Source organism: Halotolerantifilum yawarlongkerapense (assembly GCF_054506745.1).
In genome coordinates, this window is record NZ_CP199719.1 from 734266 (window position 1) to 749520 (window position 15255).

The window sequence follows — 15255 nt, forward strand, 5'->3', positions numbered from 1 at the left end:
TCTTTATTATCGCAAGTCATGTGCCAACTTAAACCCCTCTTTTTTAGGCTCTCAGACCATTTTTGTTCAAAAACGCACGAAACACCCGTGTGAAAATGCACAGGTGTTCGTTATCGATCATCAGATATTGTATTTGCTCATCCGTCTCATGAGTGTGTACCGAGTAATCCGCAGCATCTCAGATGCTTTCGATATGTTACCATCCGTAAGCTCAAGAGCTTTCAGAATATAAGTCTTCTCGATTTTTTCGAGTTCCTTCTCCAGGTCAAATCCATCCTCGACCATGGAGGGAGGGGCGATGGGCTCTCTCGATGCCCTGGGTTTGTCGAATACATGGAAATCTGAAGTGAGGAGCACTTTGTCATCGGATAGAATACACAGTCTTTCGATCACGTTCTTAAGTTCCCGTACATTCCCCGGCCATGGATAGGTGGAAGCAGCCTCGATAAAAGCGCGGGAAACCGAGATCTCTTTTCCGAATTTATGAGCGTAGATGCCAACGAAGTGCCGGATCAATGTGCCCAGATCCTCAGGCCGATCTCGTAGCGGAGGCATCACCACGGGAAAGACGTTGAGCCGATAATAGAGATCTTCCCGGAACTCTCCAACCTTAATCGCTTCCTCGAGGTTCTTATTGGTCGCCGCGATGATCCGTACATCGATGGAAAATTCTTTGACGCTCCCCAGACGCTTGACTTTCTTATACTCAAGTACACGCAATAACTTGGCCTGGATCTCCGGTGAGAGTTCGCCGATTTCATCGAGAAAAATTGTTCCCCCATCGGCCGCTTCCAGCAGTCCGACCTTCTCTCCCGTGGCGCCGGTAAAAGCACCTTTCACATAGCCAAACAGTTCACTTTCCACCAGATTCTCAGGCATGGCCGCACAATTAATCTTGATATTCGGTTTATTGATCCTCGGGCTGTTCTTATAGATATACTCTGCTGCCAGTTCTTTCCCTGTGCCGGACTCACCACGGATCAAGACGGTCACATCCTCCATCACCGATACCTTAGCGAGTTGTGAAATCAGTCGTAGCATCTGGTCAGAAGATCCAACGAAGTCCAACTGATTGAACTCTTTTTCTTTCTCATGGAGATAGATTTTATTCTTCAGCACCTTCATATCCAGAGCCTTTTGGATGGTCATCTCGAGTTCGTCCAGATCAAAGGGTTTGTTGAGGAAATCAAACACACCTTTCTTCACCGCGGTCACAGCGGATTTGATATCGCCATGGGCGGTGAGTACGATGATCTGAACGTTCGGATTGAAGGATCTGAGCTCATCGATTAAGGAAAGTCCATCCTCTTGACCCAGTTTTAAATCCAGAAGAATCACATGTGGTACCTGTTCGCGGTTTGCCAGTTTCGCCTCCCTACCATTTTTCGCCGATAGGACTTCGTATCCTGCATCGCTTAAACTTTCGCCTATGACCAGACGAATACTGGCCTCGTCATCTATGATTAAAACGCTACGCATGTCTTGCCTCCTCAAATAATAACGTTACGGTTGTCCCAACACCCTCGGTGCTCTCGAAATCAATCTGACCGTTGTTCTCTGTCATTAGCTTCTGAACGATCGAGAGGCCTAGTCCTGTGCCCTCTTCAAACCGGGTGAAGAAAGGATCGAAAAGATGCTTGATATCTTCTTTCGCGATGCCACGACCACTATCCTGTATCCGTAACACGATCCATCGCTGACCCGATCCGTCGGTCGTATGGTATAGGGCTATCTTGAGCTCCTTCTCTGTCTTCTCCATGGCATGGACGGCATTTTCAAATAGGTTCAACAAGATCTGCTTCAACTGGTTGGGATCGAGTAAACACTGACCACGCTCTAGATCTGAAGCGACCGACCATCTCACACCCTCATCTTTGAAGTAGTCCTTCATCAGTTGCAATGCGCTCATCAGTTGTTCTTCCAAGTCACAGATGCGTTGATTGGCCACCGATGGTTTGGCATAGTTGAGCATTTCGTTGATCAGATGGTTCAACCGATCGATTTCAGACAACAGCATGTGGTAAATGTCAGCGGAGGCCGTATCGTGGTTGTATCGCTTGTAGAGAATCTGAATACCGCCTCTGATTCCAGTCAAGGGATTTCTAATCTCATGGGCAAGCCCTGCAGAAAGACGTCCGAGTGAGGACAGTTTATCCATTTGTTCCACTTGACTCTCGAGCATGCGACGTCTGGTGATATCATGTAGGCTGATGATGGCGCCGACCTCTTGCAAGTCAGTTTTCGAGAGATCCAGGTGATAGTTCTTGCCTGTTCGGGCATCTTTCAGTCGATAGACCTCATTCTCTTTAACGCTTTTCAAAAACAACTTCAATTCTTTACCAGATTGACTTTCCACCAGCTCCATAGCCTTCCATTTTTCTGCTCGTTTATTCAGAGCAGAAAGCCCCTTCTGGTCTACCAAAAACAAGGCTATGGGGGCATTCTCGAGAATCTTCTGATTCAAAGCCTGCAGAGACTCGATTGCCTCCGTGCTCTCCGCGATCGTTTCCATCATACTGTTAAATGCATTGGCCAGGATGCCCAGCTCATCCTTGCGATGGGTCATGGTCATCTTTTCATAGCCACCGTTTTGTATCGTCTCACAGGTTCTACGCATACGGCGCAGTGGATTCGAAATATAGTTGGCCAGAATAATGATGATTTGAGTAGAAACCAGCATGGAGACGATTGCAACCAGAATGGAATTCTTCTGGAAATCAAAAAGGCTGTTGGCTAGCTTTTCCCTTTCGTAAGCCAGGGTAAGATATCCCTTCTCCTCCGGCAGATAACGGTAACTGATCAGTAATTGATCGGTGAGAAGGTGTCCGACCTCATTTTCTGAAAGGTCGAACTGATGCTCGGCAACCAAGTCAAATCTATAGCCAAAGAGCTCTTCCTCAGGCTGCTCGGCATCGATCAAGAGAAGCAGTTGATCCATATGGTTCCATTCTCGCTCGAGTGACATTTCATAAGCATTTCTATAGGAAAGTGCACCGATACTAATGATCGGTACGATGATCAAAACCAATAGTGGCAACAGTATCCGGTTCTCAATATCCAGCCTGATCATTGACCTTCTCCCCTCGCAGGCTGAACAGAACGAAGCACACCGTGGCCACGGTGAAGGAGGGGATCACCGGATGCCATAGCCTCACTTCTGTACTCAGACCACTTCTCAACAGTGCGATAGCCATGACCAGCAGTCCTGAGATAATCGAAGCTTTCACACCGTGGATATTCGCTCTCTTCCAGAAGACGCCACCGTAGAGCGGTAAGAAGAACGTCACCGAAAAGACCGCCCACACATAAGAGCCGTAGATCAGAAGACTCCCCGGTGGCGAGAGGGATAAATAGAGGCTGATCGTGGCGGCGACAATGATGGTCATGCGAGAATAGGCGAGAACACGTTCTGTTGTATAAGTCTTCTTACCAAGTGCCGAGACAATGTCGATCATGAGGCTGCTGGATATCAGAAGAAGCTGGGAGTTGATCGTTGAGATCGCAGCCGCCGCCATCCCGATGAGAATAAGACCGCTAAAAGGTGTGTAGATAGTATCATTGATAAGGTTGGCATAAACGGCGTCGACAGACTGAACCGCCGTGAGATCCGGCTGTAGTACCCGACCACCTATTCCGATGAGCGTCAACAGCAAGTACATCGCACCCAGAATAAAGGTCGCATAGGCGATCATTTTCTTTGCCGTTAATGCATCCTTAGCCGAGGAGATTCGAATCAGGTACTGGGGATTTGCAGAGAGACCGATTCCCCATGCGAAAGCCGTAGAAAAGAGCATCGTGAAACTTGCATTGATCTCGACCACCGACCCACCGGGATTCTTAATGGATGCTGCCGCCTCGTTGATCATCTCGAAAGAATCGAACCTGCTTAGGACCAGTACGCTCGTGATCGCCACGCCAACAATGGTGATGATGATGTTGTATCCGTCCGTCTTGGCTACAGAGAAAAACCCCCCATAGGTCGTGTATACGATGAACAGGTAGATCAGCAGTAAGGAAATTTTATAGTCGATCGCCAGGAGCTTGGTCATAACGAATCCAAATCCGGTGATCTGGATGATGATATAGAGGATATAACAAAAGATCATAACCACGCCACCAAAGATCTGTAGGTTCTTCGAATCATATCGTTTGTAGAAATACGAGGGAATCGAGACCAGGTTGTAGGCCTTCAGTGGATCCACCAGAAGAATCAACAGGCCCGCACCAAAAAACCAACCAACCACTGAGTAAAGGATCACTTCATAGCCAGAGGAATACACTGATCCTGTGAAGCCCTGGATCGATGCCACGCTAAACCAGGTGGCCGTATAAGTGAGAATGGATGCCCAAAGACCGATTTCCGTTCCCCCGATGAAAAAATCTTCGATGGTCTCCGTTTTCTTCAGTCCTCCCTTTCCAACGAAAATGAGGCCCAGGGAGTAGATGGAAAAATAAATCAAGTAGATCATCACTTTATTCATGTGGTTTCCTTCTTTCTGTAACCACCATGAGAATATAAGGGGTGACCATGGACGACATAAAGAAAAATAGAACAACAAGGGCTGTTTCCATGGGGATTCCAAAGATCATTGGGCTCTCTCCTCACATTCAGATGCATTGTTTCTTCTATTGTAGCCGTGAGAGGCTAGTGAGCACAAGGTAAGCCCGTGAACAAGTGCGAAAACGACCATTGTGTTCGAAATCGCACAGCGTGTCCATACCGTCCATCAGACGCAAGAAAAGAGCGGGGTAAACCCGCTCTTCGTGTCCTCACCACTGCTTGCTATTGGTATTGGTCAATGATGCTCAAGCTTGACTCCGTACAGGCGACCGATCTCCTCGATGTCCTTCTCGAGGGCCTCGTTGATCGGTACCCCCTTCTCGCTTCGTTCGACATAAGCCAAATGTTCCTTCTCTCCTGCTGTATAGATGCGCTCTTCACCCGGTGCTTTTTCCGATGCCCGCAGGGCCCTCAGGATCTCGCCCGTTGTTTTCTTGAAGGCATCGAGTTCTGTAAAGGCCTCAACATCAATGGCGATAAAGAAATGACCCAGCCGGTAGGGCACTTTCTCCCCGTCCGACATGCCCGAGAGGGCCTTGAGGAAGGCGCCGCCTTGCAGGGCTGCGGACAGGATTTCGACGATGGTGGCGTACCCGTAGCCCTTGTAGCCACCCAAGTCTTCGCCGATACCCCCGAGGGGGGCTAGCGCTGCACCGCCGGAAACCAGGTCCTTCAGTACTTGTTCAGTATCCGTGCGCGGTTTCCCGTCGCTTCCGATCACCCAACCGGAGGGCAGTTCCTTGCCTTCCCGCTGGTAGACTTCGATCTTCCCACGCTGGGAGATCGAGGTGGCACAATCGAGTACAAAGGGAAAATCCTCATCCGTGGGAATCCCAAAGGTCAGGGGATTGGTCCCCAGCATATTCTCGATGCCAAAGGTCGGGGCGATGGATGGCCGGGCGTTGGTGCCCGTCAGGCCGATCATCCCAGCCTCAGTGGCCATGGTAGCGTAGTAGCCTGCGATACCGTAGTGATTGGAGTTTCTCACAGCCACCATCCCCATACCGAATGTCTTCGCTTTTTCGATGGCCATTTCCATGGCCCTTCGCGAGACCACCTGACCCATGCCGTTGTTGCCGTCGAGAACGGCAGTGGTCGGCCCTTCCTTGATCACGTCGATCTTGGTCACCGGGTTGATGATCCCACCGCGGATCCGGTCGATATAAATGGGCTTGAGTCGACCGATCCCGTGGGAATCGATCCCCCGTTTGTCCGACTCAATCAGCACATCGGCACAGATGGCCGCGTCGGCCTCCGGTACGCCGGCCACCACAAAGGTATCTCTCATAAACTGTTCTAATACATCAAAGGGTACTCTCACGTCGATCATGCCTCCTGGTCTTGGGTACTCTGATTGATGACACCAGTTGCTTTCGTCAATCCTTTACCCCGACAAGAGGACAACAATCAGCGCCTACCCAAGAGACCTTACTCCCGTTCTTTCGTCACGAAACCCAACAGGTCGGAAATGAGGCGGGCGGCTAGGTAAGAGGTGGTATCCCCGGCCACATCGTAAGGTGGAGAAACTTCTGCAAGATCCATCCCGATTACCGGGTGGCGCTTGCAGATGGCTTCGAACATCTCGACCATTTCGTCGTAGTCAAAGCCCCCAAACATAGGGGATCCCGTGCCCGGGACCATGGTGGCATCCATGGCATCGATATCGATGGTGATGTAGACCTGGGCCCCTTGGGGTAAATCAGTCAAGATTTGATCGATCCCCCTCTTTCTGATTTCTTTGGGTGAATAAAACTTGGTGCCATGGGCCTTGGCATCGGCGAAGTCCTCTGGACCGCTGCTGCCGATCCCGCGAACGCCCAGTGTGAGAATGCCTGCCACATGGTCAAGGCCGGCGCAGTTCCGCATGGGCGACCCGTTCGATAGGGTTTGGCCGCCGATCTCTTTCGTCCAGTCCAGGTGAGCGTCAAAGTGGATAATGTGCACCCCCTCGCAACCCTCGAATCCCCGGAGGATCGGGTAGGTGATCGAGTGGTCTCCACCCAACACAACGGGCATGACCCCCTGGGAGCGAAGGAGTGAGATCGCCGCGGTGAGGTTATCCAGGGAGGTGGCAAGATCCCCCGGCACATAATCCACATCGCCACAGTCCACGATCTTCCAGCGGTCCGCATCGAGAAAGGCTGTTTCCCGTTCGGGATCGTAGGACCCACCGGATTTGTAGCGAAAGCGAGTGGAGGCGACCCGGATTCCCCTTGGGCCCAGACGCGTTCCCGTTTTTCCCTGGATGCCTATATCAAAGGGCGCACCAAGGATCGCGATATCCGCATCGACACGGTGCACATCCGTACAGAGTTCCGTTTTTGCGAATGTAGCGATGCCGCTGGGCGCCATGTTCACCGGCTTTTTTGTGCTGAAGTTATCCATGGTGACTCCTTTCTAATACCAACGAGTGAAGTGGGAAGAGCAAAGATTATAATCAAGCCTCATATGTCTTAAGACTCATCCTTGAGCATTTTCGTTAATCGTCACTTCAATTCTACCCCAGGTTCACAAACAATAACGATTGTGTTTTTATCCCAGCACTATTGTGGAACTCTATGGATGGGTTGCCGAGGTCAAAAAGTGCCGGGATACACTCCCGGCACTTTTTGATGTTCTATGCATCGCTAGCTATTAGGATATCTAGCACAAGCCGACAATCAACCGACGTTTTGCTTGTCGATCTCCGTTTCCATCTCAAGCGTTAAACCCATCGGCTCGTCTCTGAAGATCCTATCATCCATCGTTTTTAGTTCCTTTGCAACAATTGGTTCAAACTCCATTTGCGACAAGATATCTCGATCAAGATCAATTCCCGGTGCAATTTCAGTCAGCGTGAGACCTTCGGGCCTCACTTCGAACACACAGCGCTCGGTGACCAAGGATATCTTTTTATCCTTCCTAGCTTCGACCTCGCCATTTAAGGTGATGTGTTCCAATTGTGCAATGAATTTCTTCACTTTGCCTTCTTTTACAATACTCAGTTTGCCGTTTTCCACAAGGGTTTCGAGCCCACCAGCAGTGAAAGTTCCACAGAAAACACACTCTTTGGCGTTCTGGGAGATGTCTATGAAACCACCGCAACCCGCAATCTTGGGCCCGAACTTGGATACATTTAGACTGCCCTTCGCATCACACTGGGCCATGCCGAGGAAAGTCAAATCAATGCCTCCACCATCGTAAAAATCAAACTGGTAGGGGTGATCGATAATCGCCTGCGGTCCATAGGCGCTACCGAAGTTCAGTCCACCTTGTGCTGAACCACCGTAAATTCCCGGTTCTACCGTTGCTATGAAATGATGCTCTAACCCCTCTTCTTTGAGCACATCCGCCACACTTTCCGGGACACCAATACCGTAGTTCAATACCCTTTTATCTGCCGTCACTTGCATTGCTGATCGCCTCGCGATAATCCTACGGGCGTTCATATTTGTTGGTTTTATTGCTTTTTCAGGAATGATCCCATTCGATGAAATGAAGTTGATATCAAATTGGGTCGCAGCGTTCTGCATGTGATTCTTTTCATCTTCCACAAGAGCAACCACATCTACCATCACGCCAGGCACAATCACATTTTTGGGGTCAATGGTGCCGCGCTTGACCAAGCGTTCGACTTGAACAATTACAAGGCCTCCATTGTTTCGAGCCGCCATGGCCACAGGCAGGTGTTCGAGACGAAGCGCTTCTTTACTGATGCCAATATTACCATCTTCATCCGCTTCCGTTCCCCGAATGATTGCAACGTCAATCTTCTGCGATTCATAGAGAAGGTACTCCTGCTCTTCAATTTTAATTTTTCGCACCAACTCCTCGGTCGTTTTTTCATTCAGCTTTCCACCATCGACATCTGGATCCACGAATGTACCAAGACCCACATGTGTAAGTACACCCGGTCTATTCGCCGCCATATCCCTGAACATGTTGGTCAGTACACCCTGTGGAAAGTTGTAAGCTTCAATTTTATTCTCGCTCACCATGTCAACCAACCGAGGGATCAAACCGTAATGTCCACCGATGACTCTTTTCAATAACCCTTCGTGACACAAGTGATTGATTCCGCGCGCACGTTGACCATCACCAACTCCGGAGGCCCACATCAGTTGGATATCCCGGGGAGATCCCAAATCCAAGAAGCGCTTTTCAATTTCTAAAAGCACTTCTTCCGGTGCTCCAGTCAATAGGAAGCCTACCGTTCCAATCGAAGCCCGATCTGGAATCATCGCAGCGGCTTCTGCAGTTGTAGTAAAGATCACATTACTCAATGTCTCCATCCTTTCTAATCATCAGGCCGATCAGATGATCAGCCCACCGCTAACTTCAAGTACAGCACCATTCATATAACTCGACTCATCAGATGCTAAGAATGCGTATACATTCGCCAGCTCTTCGGGCTGTCCCAGGCGTTTCATAGGCACTTTATCTTCCATCGATTTGATGACCTCTGCTGGCATCGGATCAATAATCGATGTCGCGATAAAACCTGGACAAACAGCATTCGTACGAATACCCTTACGCCCCTGCTCCTTGGCCCAAGTTTTCGTAAACCCGATGACACCAAACTTTGTCGCCGCGTAATTCGTTTGACCGAAGTTTCCATATACTCCGACAATCGAGGAGGTGTTGATGATGGCTCCCTTTTTTTGCTCCCGCATGATTTCGATCACAGCTCTCGCGCAATTATAGGTCCCCTTGAGATTGATATCTACTACTGTATCGAACTGCTTCTCCGTCATTTTGTGGAGTTGTGCATCCATGATGATTCCCGCATTATTGACAAGCACATCGATTCGTCCGTATTTTTCCATCAGCGCATCGACCATTTCCTGGATTTCATCTGTTTTCGTGACATCTACTTTGAATCCATGGGCGCTACCACCCGCATCTTCAATCGCAGTGACAACTGACTGCACCCCTTGCATGTCGATATCGCACACAGCGACAACCGCACCCTCTTCTGCAAATTTTGATGCCGCAGCAGCACCAATACCCTTGCCCGCACCTGTGATAATACATACCTTATTCTTTAGTTTCATAGTAGCCTCCTATTCAACTTCTAGTCTCATATCAAGTCGATAACATTTTTCATCACATCAAGCGTATTGACTCCACCCTCTGGTTGGTGTTTGCTCTAACCTAGACGATTCCTGTTACGACATACGTCATCATGATTACGATCGTTGCCACAATCGGTAGCACAACCGTTACCATCCCGATATCTGCGTATCCATCTTTATGCGAAATCCCCATGATCCCGAGCAGTACAACAATTGCCCCAGAGTGCGGTAACGAATCAAGTCCACCCGCTGCCACCAGCATAACGCGGTGAATCGCTTGGGGATTGAGACCCATCTGGAGAAAATCCTGCGATAAAGCCGTAAGGGCAATACCCGTACCCCCCGAAGATGAACCAACGATACCGGCGACGGCACTTGTCGACACACCGACTTTGAAGATTCCCGGAAGATCCATGCCTAGCACAAGATTTTTAAAGACATCAAATCCAGCGGTTGACTGGACAACACCACCAAAACCAACGACAGCTGCGATTGCAAATAGCGGTACCACTGAACTTACTGCACCATCGGTTAACGTCTTATTGAGATTAGGCACATAATCCCTCAATGTGATTGCAATGACAATTGTTGCCACGACCAAAGCTACGATGACCGCCCAGAAGCCATTGATCCCCATACCGAGATCATTATAATGCTCAATCACAGAGGGTTTCTTGAAGTAGATGTTTACTAAGAAAAAATTGATCACGAAGATTGTGATGATCGGTAAGAAGGACAAGCTAATGGGAGGTAACTTCTCATCGACCACATGCGTGTGATCGTCATGATTCCCGTATAACTCTCCTCGGGCCTTGAGCATCTCAGCTCGCTTGTTGATCCACATGTTACCCAATAAAAACATAATCGCAGCTGCTATGAGTCCCAGCACCGGAGCCGCATAGATGTCTGTACCCAGGGCTGCTGTGGGCATCGCATTAAGAGCCTGGGGAGAGCCAGGCAAGGCTGTCATCGTGAAGGTAAATGCACCAAGGGCCACAGATGCGGGCAACAGCCTCTTGGGAATATCCGCTTCTTTGAACAGCGCCATCCCCAACGGATAGACGACAAATACTACAACAAAGAGAGACACACCACCGTAAGTGAGGATTGCTGTGGCGAGTACGACGGCAGTCACAGCACGCTTTTTGCCGAGCTTCCCTGCGATCCAATGTGCAATTGATTTTGCTGCACCCGTCACATCCATGAACTTACCGAAGATTGCTCCCGTAAGAAAAATCGGGAATAGTATTCTGATGTAGGAAGCTGCTGTCTCCATCAGTGGACCTGTAAATGCGTGTAATAGTGGCATATCACCCGTCACAGCTACTAATAGCATGGACAATGCCGGCGCCAGGATTAAGATGGATACACCTCTAAAAGACAGATAAATCAGTAAGCCAAGTGCAACGACTATCATAAGAATTCCTGAAATCATTCTTGATGCCCTCCGTTCTCATTTAGTTTGAAAAGTGCCACGTAGTTATTCACAGCACTCCCGCCTAAATTCAGTGTCAAACCCATTTTTGCATTTTCTACGCGTTCACCTAACGGGTTCCCTAATAATTGTCTTGTCGCGAGGACAGCCATGGAAACACCTGTGGCGCCTACTGGGTGTCCTTTGGCCTTGAGACCCCCCGATGCGTTAACGGGTAATCTCCCACCGGGGTACACCGAACGATCCTTCAACAGATCGCATGCTTTACCCGGCTTAGCCAAACCGATGGCTTCGTAGGCAAGTAGTTCGGCAATGGTAAAACAATCGTGGACTTCCACAAAATCCAAATTTTCTACCGTGATCCCTACTTTCTTGTACAACCGATCAACAGCTTTGATAGCACCGGTGAACTCATATTTGGCTCGCTTCTCAATCTCTAAATAGTCGGTCACATGGGTAAGTTCCAACATTTCGACATAGTCCCGACCGAGCGCCGCAACATTTTCCGATCGTGTCAGTACGATTGCTGCCGCACCGTCAGAAACCAATGAACAGTCGTGCAATCTCAGTGGATAAGCAATCATCGGGTTCTTTTCTTCCGGTAATGAGGCAATATCCTCTTCCGTCCATTCTCTTGCCATTTGAGCACAGTCGTTTTTCAGGGCATTTCTATAGTTCTTCGATGCAATGCATCTCAACGCGTGCGTCAGTTCCTCTTCAGAAATCTCGTACTCTTCCATATATCCCTTTGCGAACTCAGCGAATAGGCCAGGGAAAGTGAATCCTTTTTGAGCTTCATCGGTCTGATGAGAAGCCATGGCCAAGACCTCGGTGACGCCTTTGGTCTTTAACGATGTCATCTTCTCAATACCAACAACCAGGGCATAGTCTACTTCCCCTGCTAGAATGGCATTTCTAGCCTGGCTAATCGCTGCGAAGCCTGACGCACAAGCATTCTCAACGCGTGTTGTCGGTGTGAATCTCAGACCGGGATCTCCATTAAGTGCCAGTGGAGCGATGTGTTCCTGTTTGTTGAAACCACCACCACTGTAGTTTCCTACCCATATCCCACCGATCTTTTTAGCACCGATTCCTGCATCTTTTAATGCCCCACTTACCGCTTGATCGAGCATCTGGTAAATGCTCTGATCGCTCTTACCAAATTTCGAATGATATGTTCCGATAACTCCTATTGACATAATTCCTTCCCTTCTCGATTCCTCTGGTTCGCCGAAAAGAACCACAACGTTTCTGCTTCGTGCTTCTTTCGAACTCTAGTCCATCGTCTTGACAGACATCATCGTTTTTAACAATATTAAGATAATTCCAAAAATACCCGGGTGATATGCTATAAGAGCAAATGAGATGCCAACTCTTGCAAGCCTTGGAAATACACATTTCTTTCATATGAACATAAAAAGAGTGTCGCATTATAGCGACACTCTTTGGGAAAACGATTGCCTTTCAACTATGTGAGAAAGACTTATGCCAATGGTTCTAAGTGTTCTGTCTCGATAGACCGACACTGTCTTGAAATCCCGACACCTTCTGTAGGATAATAACCTTATCGCTTTTCTTGTATCGAAATCTGATGTTTCTCCATCTTTTTATATAGCGTTGAACGGTGAATACCGAGCGTTTTTGCTGTGAGCGAACAATTAAATTGGTTTTTTTTCAACTCGCTAACGATCATTTCCTTTTCAAAATCATCAATCATCACTTCTAACTTCTTGTCACTCTGTTCTCGCACACGACTGCTCAGGCTCTTGACAATGTAAAAAGGTAGGTCTTCCACGGTGATGATATCACCGTCCAACATGTGGCAACTGTTGCTGATCACATTTTTGAGCTCTCGGATATTGCCCGGCCAATCGTAGTTCATGAGTACATTGCTCGTCTTCTCACCGATGCTTACTCTCCTATGGTACTCTTCGTTGAACTCATCGACAAATGCGAGGACAAACTCGAGAATATCCTCCCTGCGTTCTTTAAGGGGTAGGATGTTCAGCTGAACCACATTCAAACGATAATAGAGCTTGATTGTAAAATGAAATTGAAACAATAAAAAATCCATAGTGTGCCAACCTGTAATATAATTAGTTCACCACAAACAATTATAAGGAGGGCATCACTATGGATACCATCAATGATACACCAGTTGACCGAAAGAATAAACATTTAAGTGCATTTGAGCGGGGTGAAATTGCATCTCTGCTCAAAGAGGGCTACAGCGCTTATGCCATCGCAAAGAAGCTAGGACGAGCGTATAACACGATTCGAGTCGAGCTCGAAAGAGGTACTGTCACCCAGATCAAAAACGACCGCGAGGTAAAGATCTACTATCCAGATACCGGCCAGCTCATTTACGAGCGTAATCGGGAAAACTCGAAGAAACAATACAAGCTGCTCGAGGTCAGAGCTTTCATCAAGCATGTTATGAAACAGTTCAGAAAGAGCAAACATTCGATCGACGCCATCGTTGGGCAAGCTCGAAAACTAGGGCTTTTCGCACCCTCAGAAATGGTCTGTACGAAGACCCTTTACAACTATATCGACCTAGGCCTTCTTGAGATCATCAACCTTGATCTCCCTCTGAAAGTTCGTCGTTCGAGTAAACCCGCTCGCGTACGGCAGAATAAGCTCAAGCTAGGGACAAGTATCGAAGAACGCCCAGAACACATCAATGACCGCAGCGAATTCGGACATTGGGAGATTGACACGGTCATCGGCAAGAAGACCACGGGAGAGCCTGTACTCTTGACGCTCACAGAGAGGCAGACGCGTTATGAGTTGATCATCAAGATACCCAGTAAAACGGCACACGCCGTTATGGAGGCTCTAGAGGAGTTGACTACCACATTTGGAGCGTTCACCCCGGAGGTCTTCAAAAGCATCACGAGCGATAATGGCACCGAGTTCTCAGGTTTAGCTTCACTAGAGGAGCACATCAAAACCAGCGTCTACTTCGCTCATCCCTATACCTCAGGTGAGCGTGGCACTAACGAGCGACATAACGGAATGATCAGAAGGTTCATCCCAAAAGGGAAAAGCCTAAATGACTTCTCTGCTGAGTATATTGCTTGGATCGAGCTCTGGTGTAACACATTGCCTCGCAAAATCCTGGGGTATAGCACCCCTGAAGAAGCCTTTGAGGAAAAACTAGGATTACTTAGATGCAGTTAGATTAGTCCATCGGTTACATATTGGCTCACTATTTCAATTTGCTATTGCAATCGAGGAAACGATAATAGAGATCCATACGGAAGTGTTTCTCCTTGATTTCATTGACTAGCTCTTTATTTGTAGCGGCAATAATCCGCACGTCTATCGGGATCGTACTGGTGCCCCCTACTCTTTCGACTTCGCGTTCTTGAAGGACCCTCAGGAGTTTTGCCTGCATGTTGAGAGGCAGATCACCAATCTCATCAAGGAAGATCGTTCCTCCATTAGCAAGTTCAAACTTACCTTTTTTTCCACCTTTCCGAGCACCGGTGAAGGCACCCTCTTCATATCCAAAGAGTTCAGATTCCATGAGTTCATTTGGAATGGCCGCACAGTTCACACGAATGAATGGACCGCTTGATCTCGAGCTAGCATAGTGGATGGCGCTGGCGAAGACTTCTTTCCCAGTCCCGGTCTCACCGTGTATCAAAACCGTGAGATCGTTCAAAGCAGCTTTTTTTGCCACTCGTTTGGCCTCGAGTAAATTGGAGTTGATGCCAACCATATTCTCAAAGGTATAATGATTCATCTTGAGTCGCTTCAACTCGCTCTTGTAATACTCGAGCTCACTATCTTTTTCCCTAAGTTTTCCCGCTAGCATCACGGTGTTCTTGGAGAACTTGATCTGCGCAACCGCTCCGATCACATGATCTCCATCCATAACCGGCGCTCGCGAGACAACTACGTACTTCTCGTTCAACGGAGTTTGATCCTCGACGAGTTTGTGAAGAACCCCCACCTCAGTCTCCCCACTTTCCATGAGCGTGGGTAGTTTAGAGTTTGGAATAAAATCATAAACATGTTTACCAATCATATTCTCCTTGATCTGACCAAGATATTGACTATATGTCTCATTGATTTCCGTGATCATTCCATCTTCATCAACAATCAGGTAACCATCGTCAGAGATTTCCATCATTTTCTTATAGAGAATGTTCTGTTGTCTCAGATTGTGATCCATTAGACTCTCCCTCTCTTTTCCT

12 protein-coding genes are annotated in these 15255 nt (G+C 48.2%); 1 reads left to right on the forward strand and 11 read right to left on the reverse strand.

What is annotated here, in order from left to right; genetic code table 11:
* Positions 1-120: 120 nt before the first annotated feature.
* The 10 genes from ACULM0_RS03575 to ACULM0_RS03620 all read right to left on the reverse strand — a co-directional run bounded on the left by ACULM0_RS03575 (position 121) and on the right by ACULM0_RS03620 (position 13124).
* Positions 121-1479 carry a sigma-54-dependent transcriptional regulator gene (locus ACULM0_RS03575; protein WP_463679096.1) on the reverse strand — a complete coding sequence of 453 codons (1359 nt, stop codon included), beginning with the start codon at positions 1477-1479 and terminating at the stop codon, positions 121-123.
* Entirely contained in the window at positions 1472-3070 is a 1599-nt protein-coding gene (locus ACULM0_RS03580; protein WP_463679097.1) for an ATP-binding protein, read from the reverse strand. The genes ACULM0_RS03575 and ACULM0_RS03580 overlap by 8 nt, the downstream gene beginning before the upstream one ends.
* Entirely contained in the window at positions 3051-4481 is a 1431-nt protein-coding gene (locus tag ACULM0_RS03585) for a sodium:solute symporter family protein (RefSeq protein ID WP_463679098.1), read from the reverse strand. Before ACULM0_RS03585 ends, ACULM0_RS03580 begins: the two co-directional genes overlap by 20 nt.
* A 315-nt stretch (positions 4482-4796) precedes the next feature.
* Complete coding sequence (locus ACULM0_RS03590) at positions 4797-5891, reverse strand: Ldh family oxidoreductase (protein ID WP_463679099.1); 1095 nt, start codon at positions 5889-5891, stop codon at positions 4797-4799.
* Positions 5892-5989: 98 nt separating this feature from the next.
* The gene (locus tag ACULM0_RS03595; RefSeq protein ID WP_463679100.1) at positions 5990-6946 is read right to left on the reverse strand and encodes an agmatinase; all 957 of its coding nucleotides are present in this window, start codon (positions 6944-6946) and stop codon (positions 5990-5992) included.
* Between the two features lie 275 nt (positions 6947-7221).
* Positions 7222-8832, reverse strand: a complete 1611-nt coding sequence (locus ACULM0_RS03600; protein WP_463679101.1) for an acyl CoA:acetate/3-ketoacid CoA transferase — start codon at positions 8830-8832, stop codon at positions 7222-7224.
* Positions 8833-8853: 21 nt separating this feature from the next.
* Entirely contained in the window at positions 8854-9594 is a 741-nt protein-coding gene (gene fabG, locus ACULM0_RS03605; protein WP_463679102.1) for a 3-oxoacyl-ACP reductase FabG, read from the reverse strand.
* A 100-nt stretch (positions 9595-9694) separates the two neighbouring features.
* On the reverse strand, positions 9695-11050 hold the full coding sequence (locus ACULM0_RS03610) for a GntP family permease (protein ID WP_463679103.1): 1356 nt from the start codon (positions 11048-11050) through the stop codon (positions 9695-9697).
* A complete protein-coding gene (locus ACULM0_RS03615) occupies positions 11047-12249 on the reverse strand; it encodes a thiolase domain-containing protein (protein WP_463679104.1) in 1203 nt (400 codons plus the stop codon). The genes ACULM0_RS03610 and ACULM0_RS03615 overlap by 4 nt, the downstream gene beginning before the upstream one ends.
* Before the next feature lie 365 nt (positions 12250-12614).
* Positions 12615-13124 (reverse strand): AAA-type ATPase lid domain-containing protein, encoded by a 510-nt coding sequence (locus ACULM0_RS03620; protein ID WP_463679105.1) that lies wholly within the window; start codon positions 13122-13124, stop codon positions 12615-12617.
* A 59-nt stretch (positions 13125-13183) separates the two neighbouring features.
* Between ACULM0_RS03620 and ACULM0_RS03625 the strand changes: the two genes are divergently transcribed.
* Positions 13184-14233 carry an IS30 family transposase gene (locus ACULM0_RS03625; RefSeq protein ID WP_463679106.1) on the forward strand — a complete coding sequence of 350 codons (1050 nt, stop codon included), beginning with the start codon at positions 13184-13186 and terminating at the stop codon, positions 14231-14233.
* 28 nt (positions 14234-14261) lie between these two features.
* On the opposite strand, the gene ACULM0_RS03630 is transcribed toward ACULM0_RS03625, so the two are convergent.
* A complete protein-coding gene (locus ACULM0_RS03630) occupies positions 14262-15233 on the reverse strand; it encodes a sigma-54 interaction domain-containing protein (RefSeq protein WP_463679107.1) in 972 nt (323 codons plus the stop codon).
* Positions 15234-15255 lie beyond the last annotated feature (22 nt).

Excerpts from the sequence above, each read along its gene's own strand:
- ACULM0_RS03590 (WP_463679099.1), bottom strand. The coding sequence starts at position 5,891 with ATGATCGACGTGAGAGTACCCTTTGATGTATTAGAACAGTTTATGAGA.
- ACULM0_RS03620 (WP_463679105.1), bottom strand. The coding sequence starts at position 13,124 with ATGGATTTTTTATTGTTTCAATTTCATTTTACAATCAAGCTCTATTAT.
- ACULM0_RS03595 (WP_463679100.1), bottom strand. The coding sequence starts at position 6,946 with ATGGATAACTTCAGCACAAAAAAGCCGGTGAACATGGCGCCCAGCGGC.
- ACULM0_RS03630 (WP_463679107.1), bottom strand. The coding sequence starts at position 15,233 with ATGGATCACAATCTGAGACAACAGAACATTCTCTATAAGAAAATGATG.
- ACULM0_RS03615 (WP_463679104.1), bottom strand. The coding sequence starts at position 12,249 with ATGTCAATAGGAGTTATCGGAACATATCATTCGAAATTTGGTAAGAGC.
- ACULM0_RS03585 (WP_463679098.1), bottom strand. The coding sequence starts at position 4,481 with ATGAATAAAGTGATGATCTACTTGATTTATTTTTCCATCTACTCCCTG.
- fabG (WP_463679102.1), bottom strand. The coding sequence starts at position 9,594 with ATGAAACTAAAGAATAAGGTATGTATTATCACAGGTGCGGGCAAGGGT.
- ACULM0_RS03610 (WP_463679103.1), bottom strand. The coding sequence starts at position 11,050 with ATGATTTCAGGAATTCTTATGATAGTCGTTGCACTTGGCTTACTGATT.
- ACULM0_RS03575 (WP_463679096.1), bottom strand. The coding sequence starts at position 1,479 with ATGCGTAGCGTTTTAATCATAGATGACGAGGCCAGTATTCGTCTGGTC.
- ACULM0_RS03625 (WP_463679106.1), top strand. The coding sequence starts at position 13,184 with ATGGATACCATCAATGATACACCAGTTGACCGAAAGAATAAACATTTA.
- ACULM0_RS03600 (WP_463679101.1), bottom strand. The coding sequence starts at position 8,832 with ATGGAGACATTGAGTAATGTGATCTTTACTACAACTGCAGAAGCCGCT.
- ACULM0_RS03580 (WP_463679097.1), bottom strand. The coding sequence starts at position 3,070 with ATGATCAGGCTGGATATTGAGAACCGGATACTGTTGCCACTATTGGTT.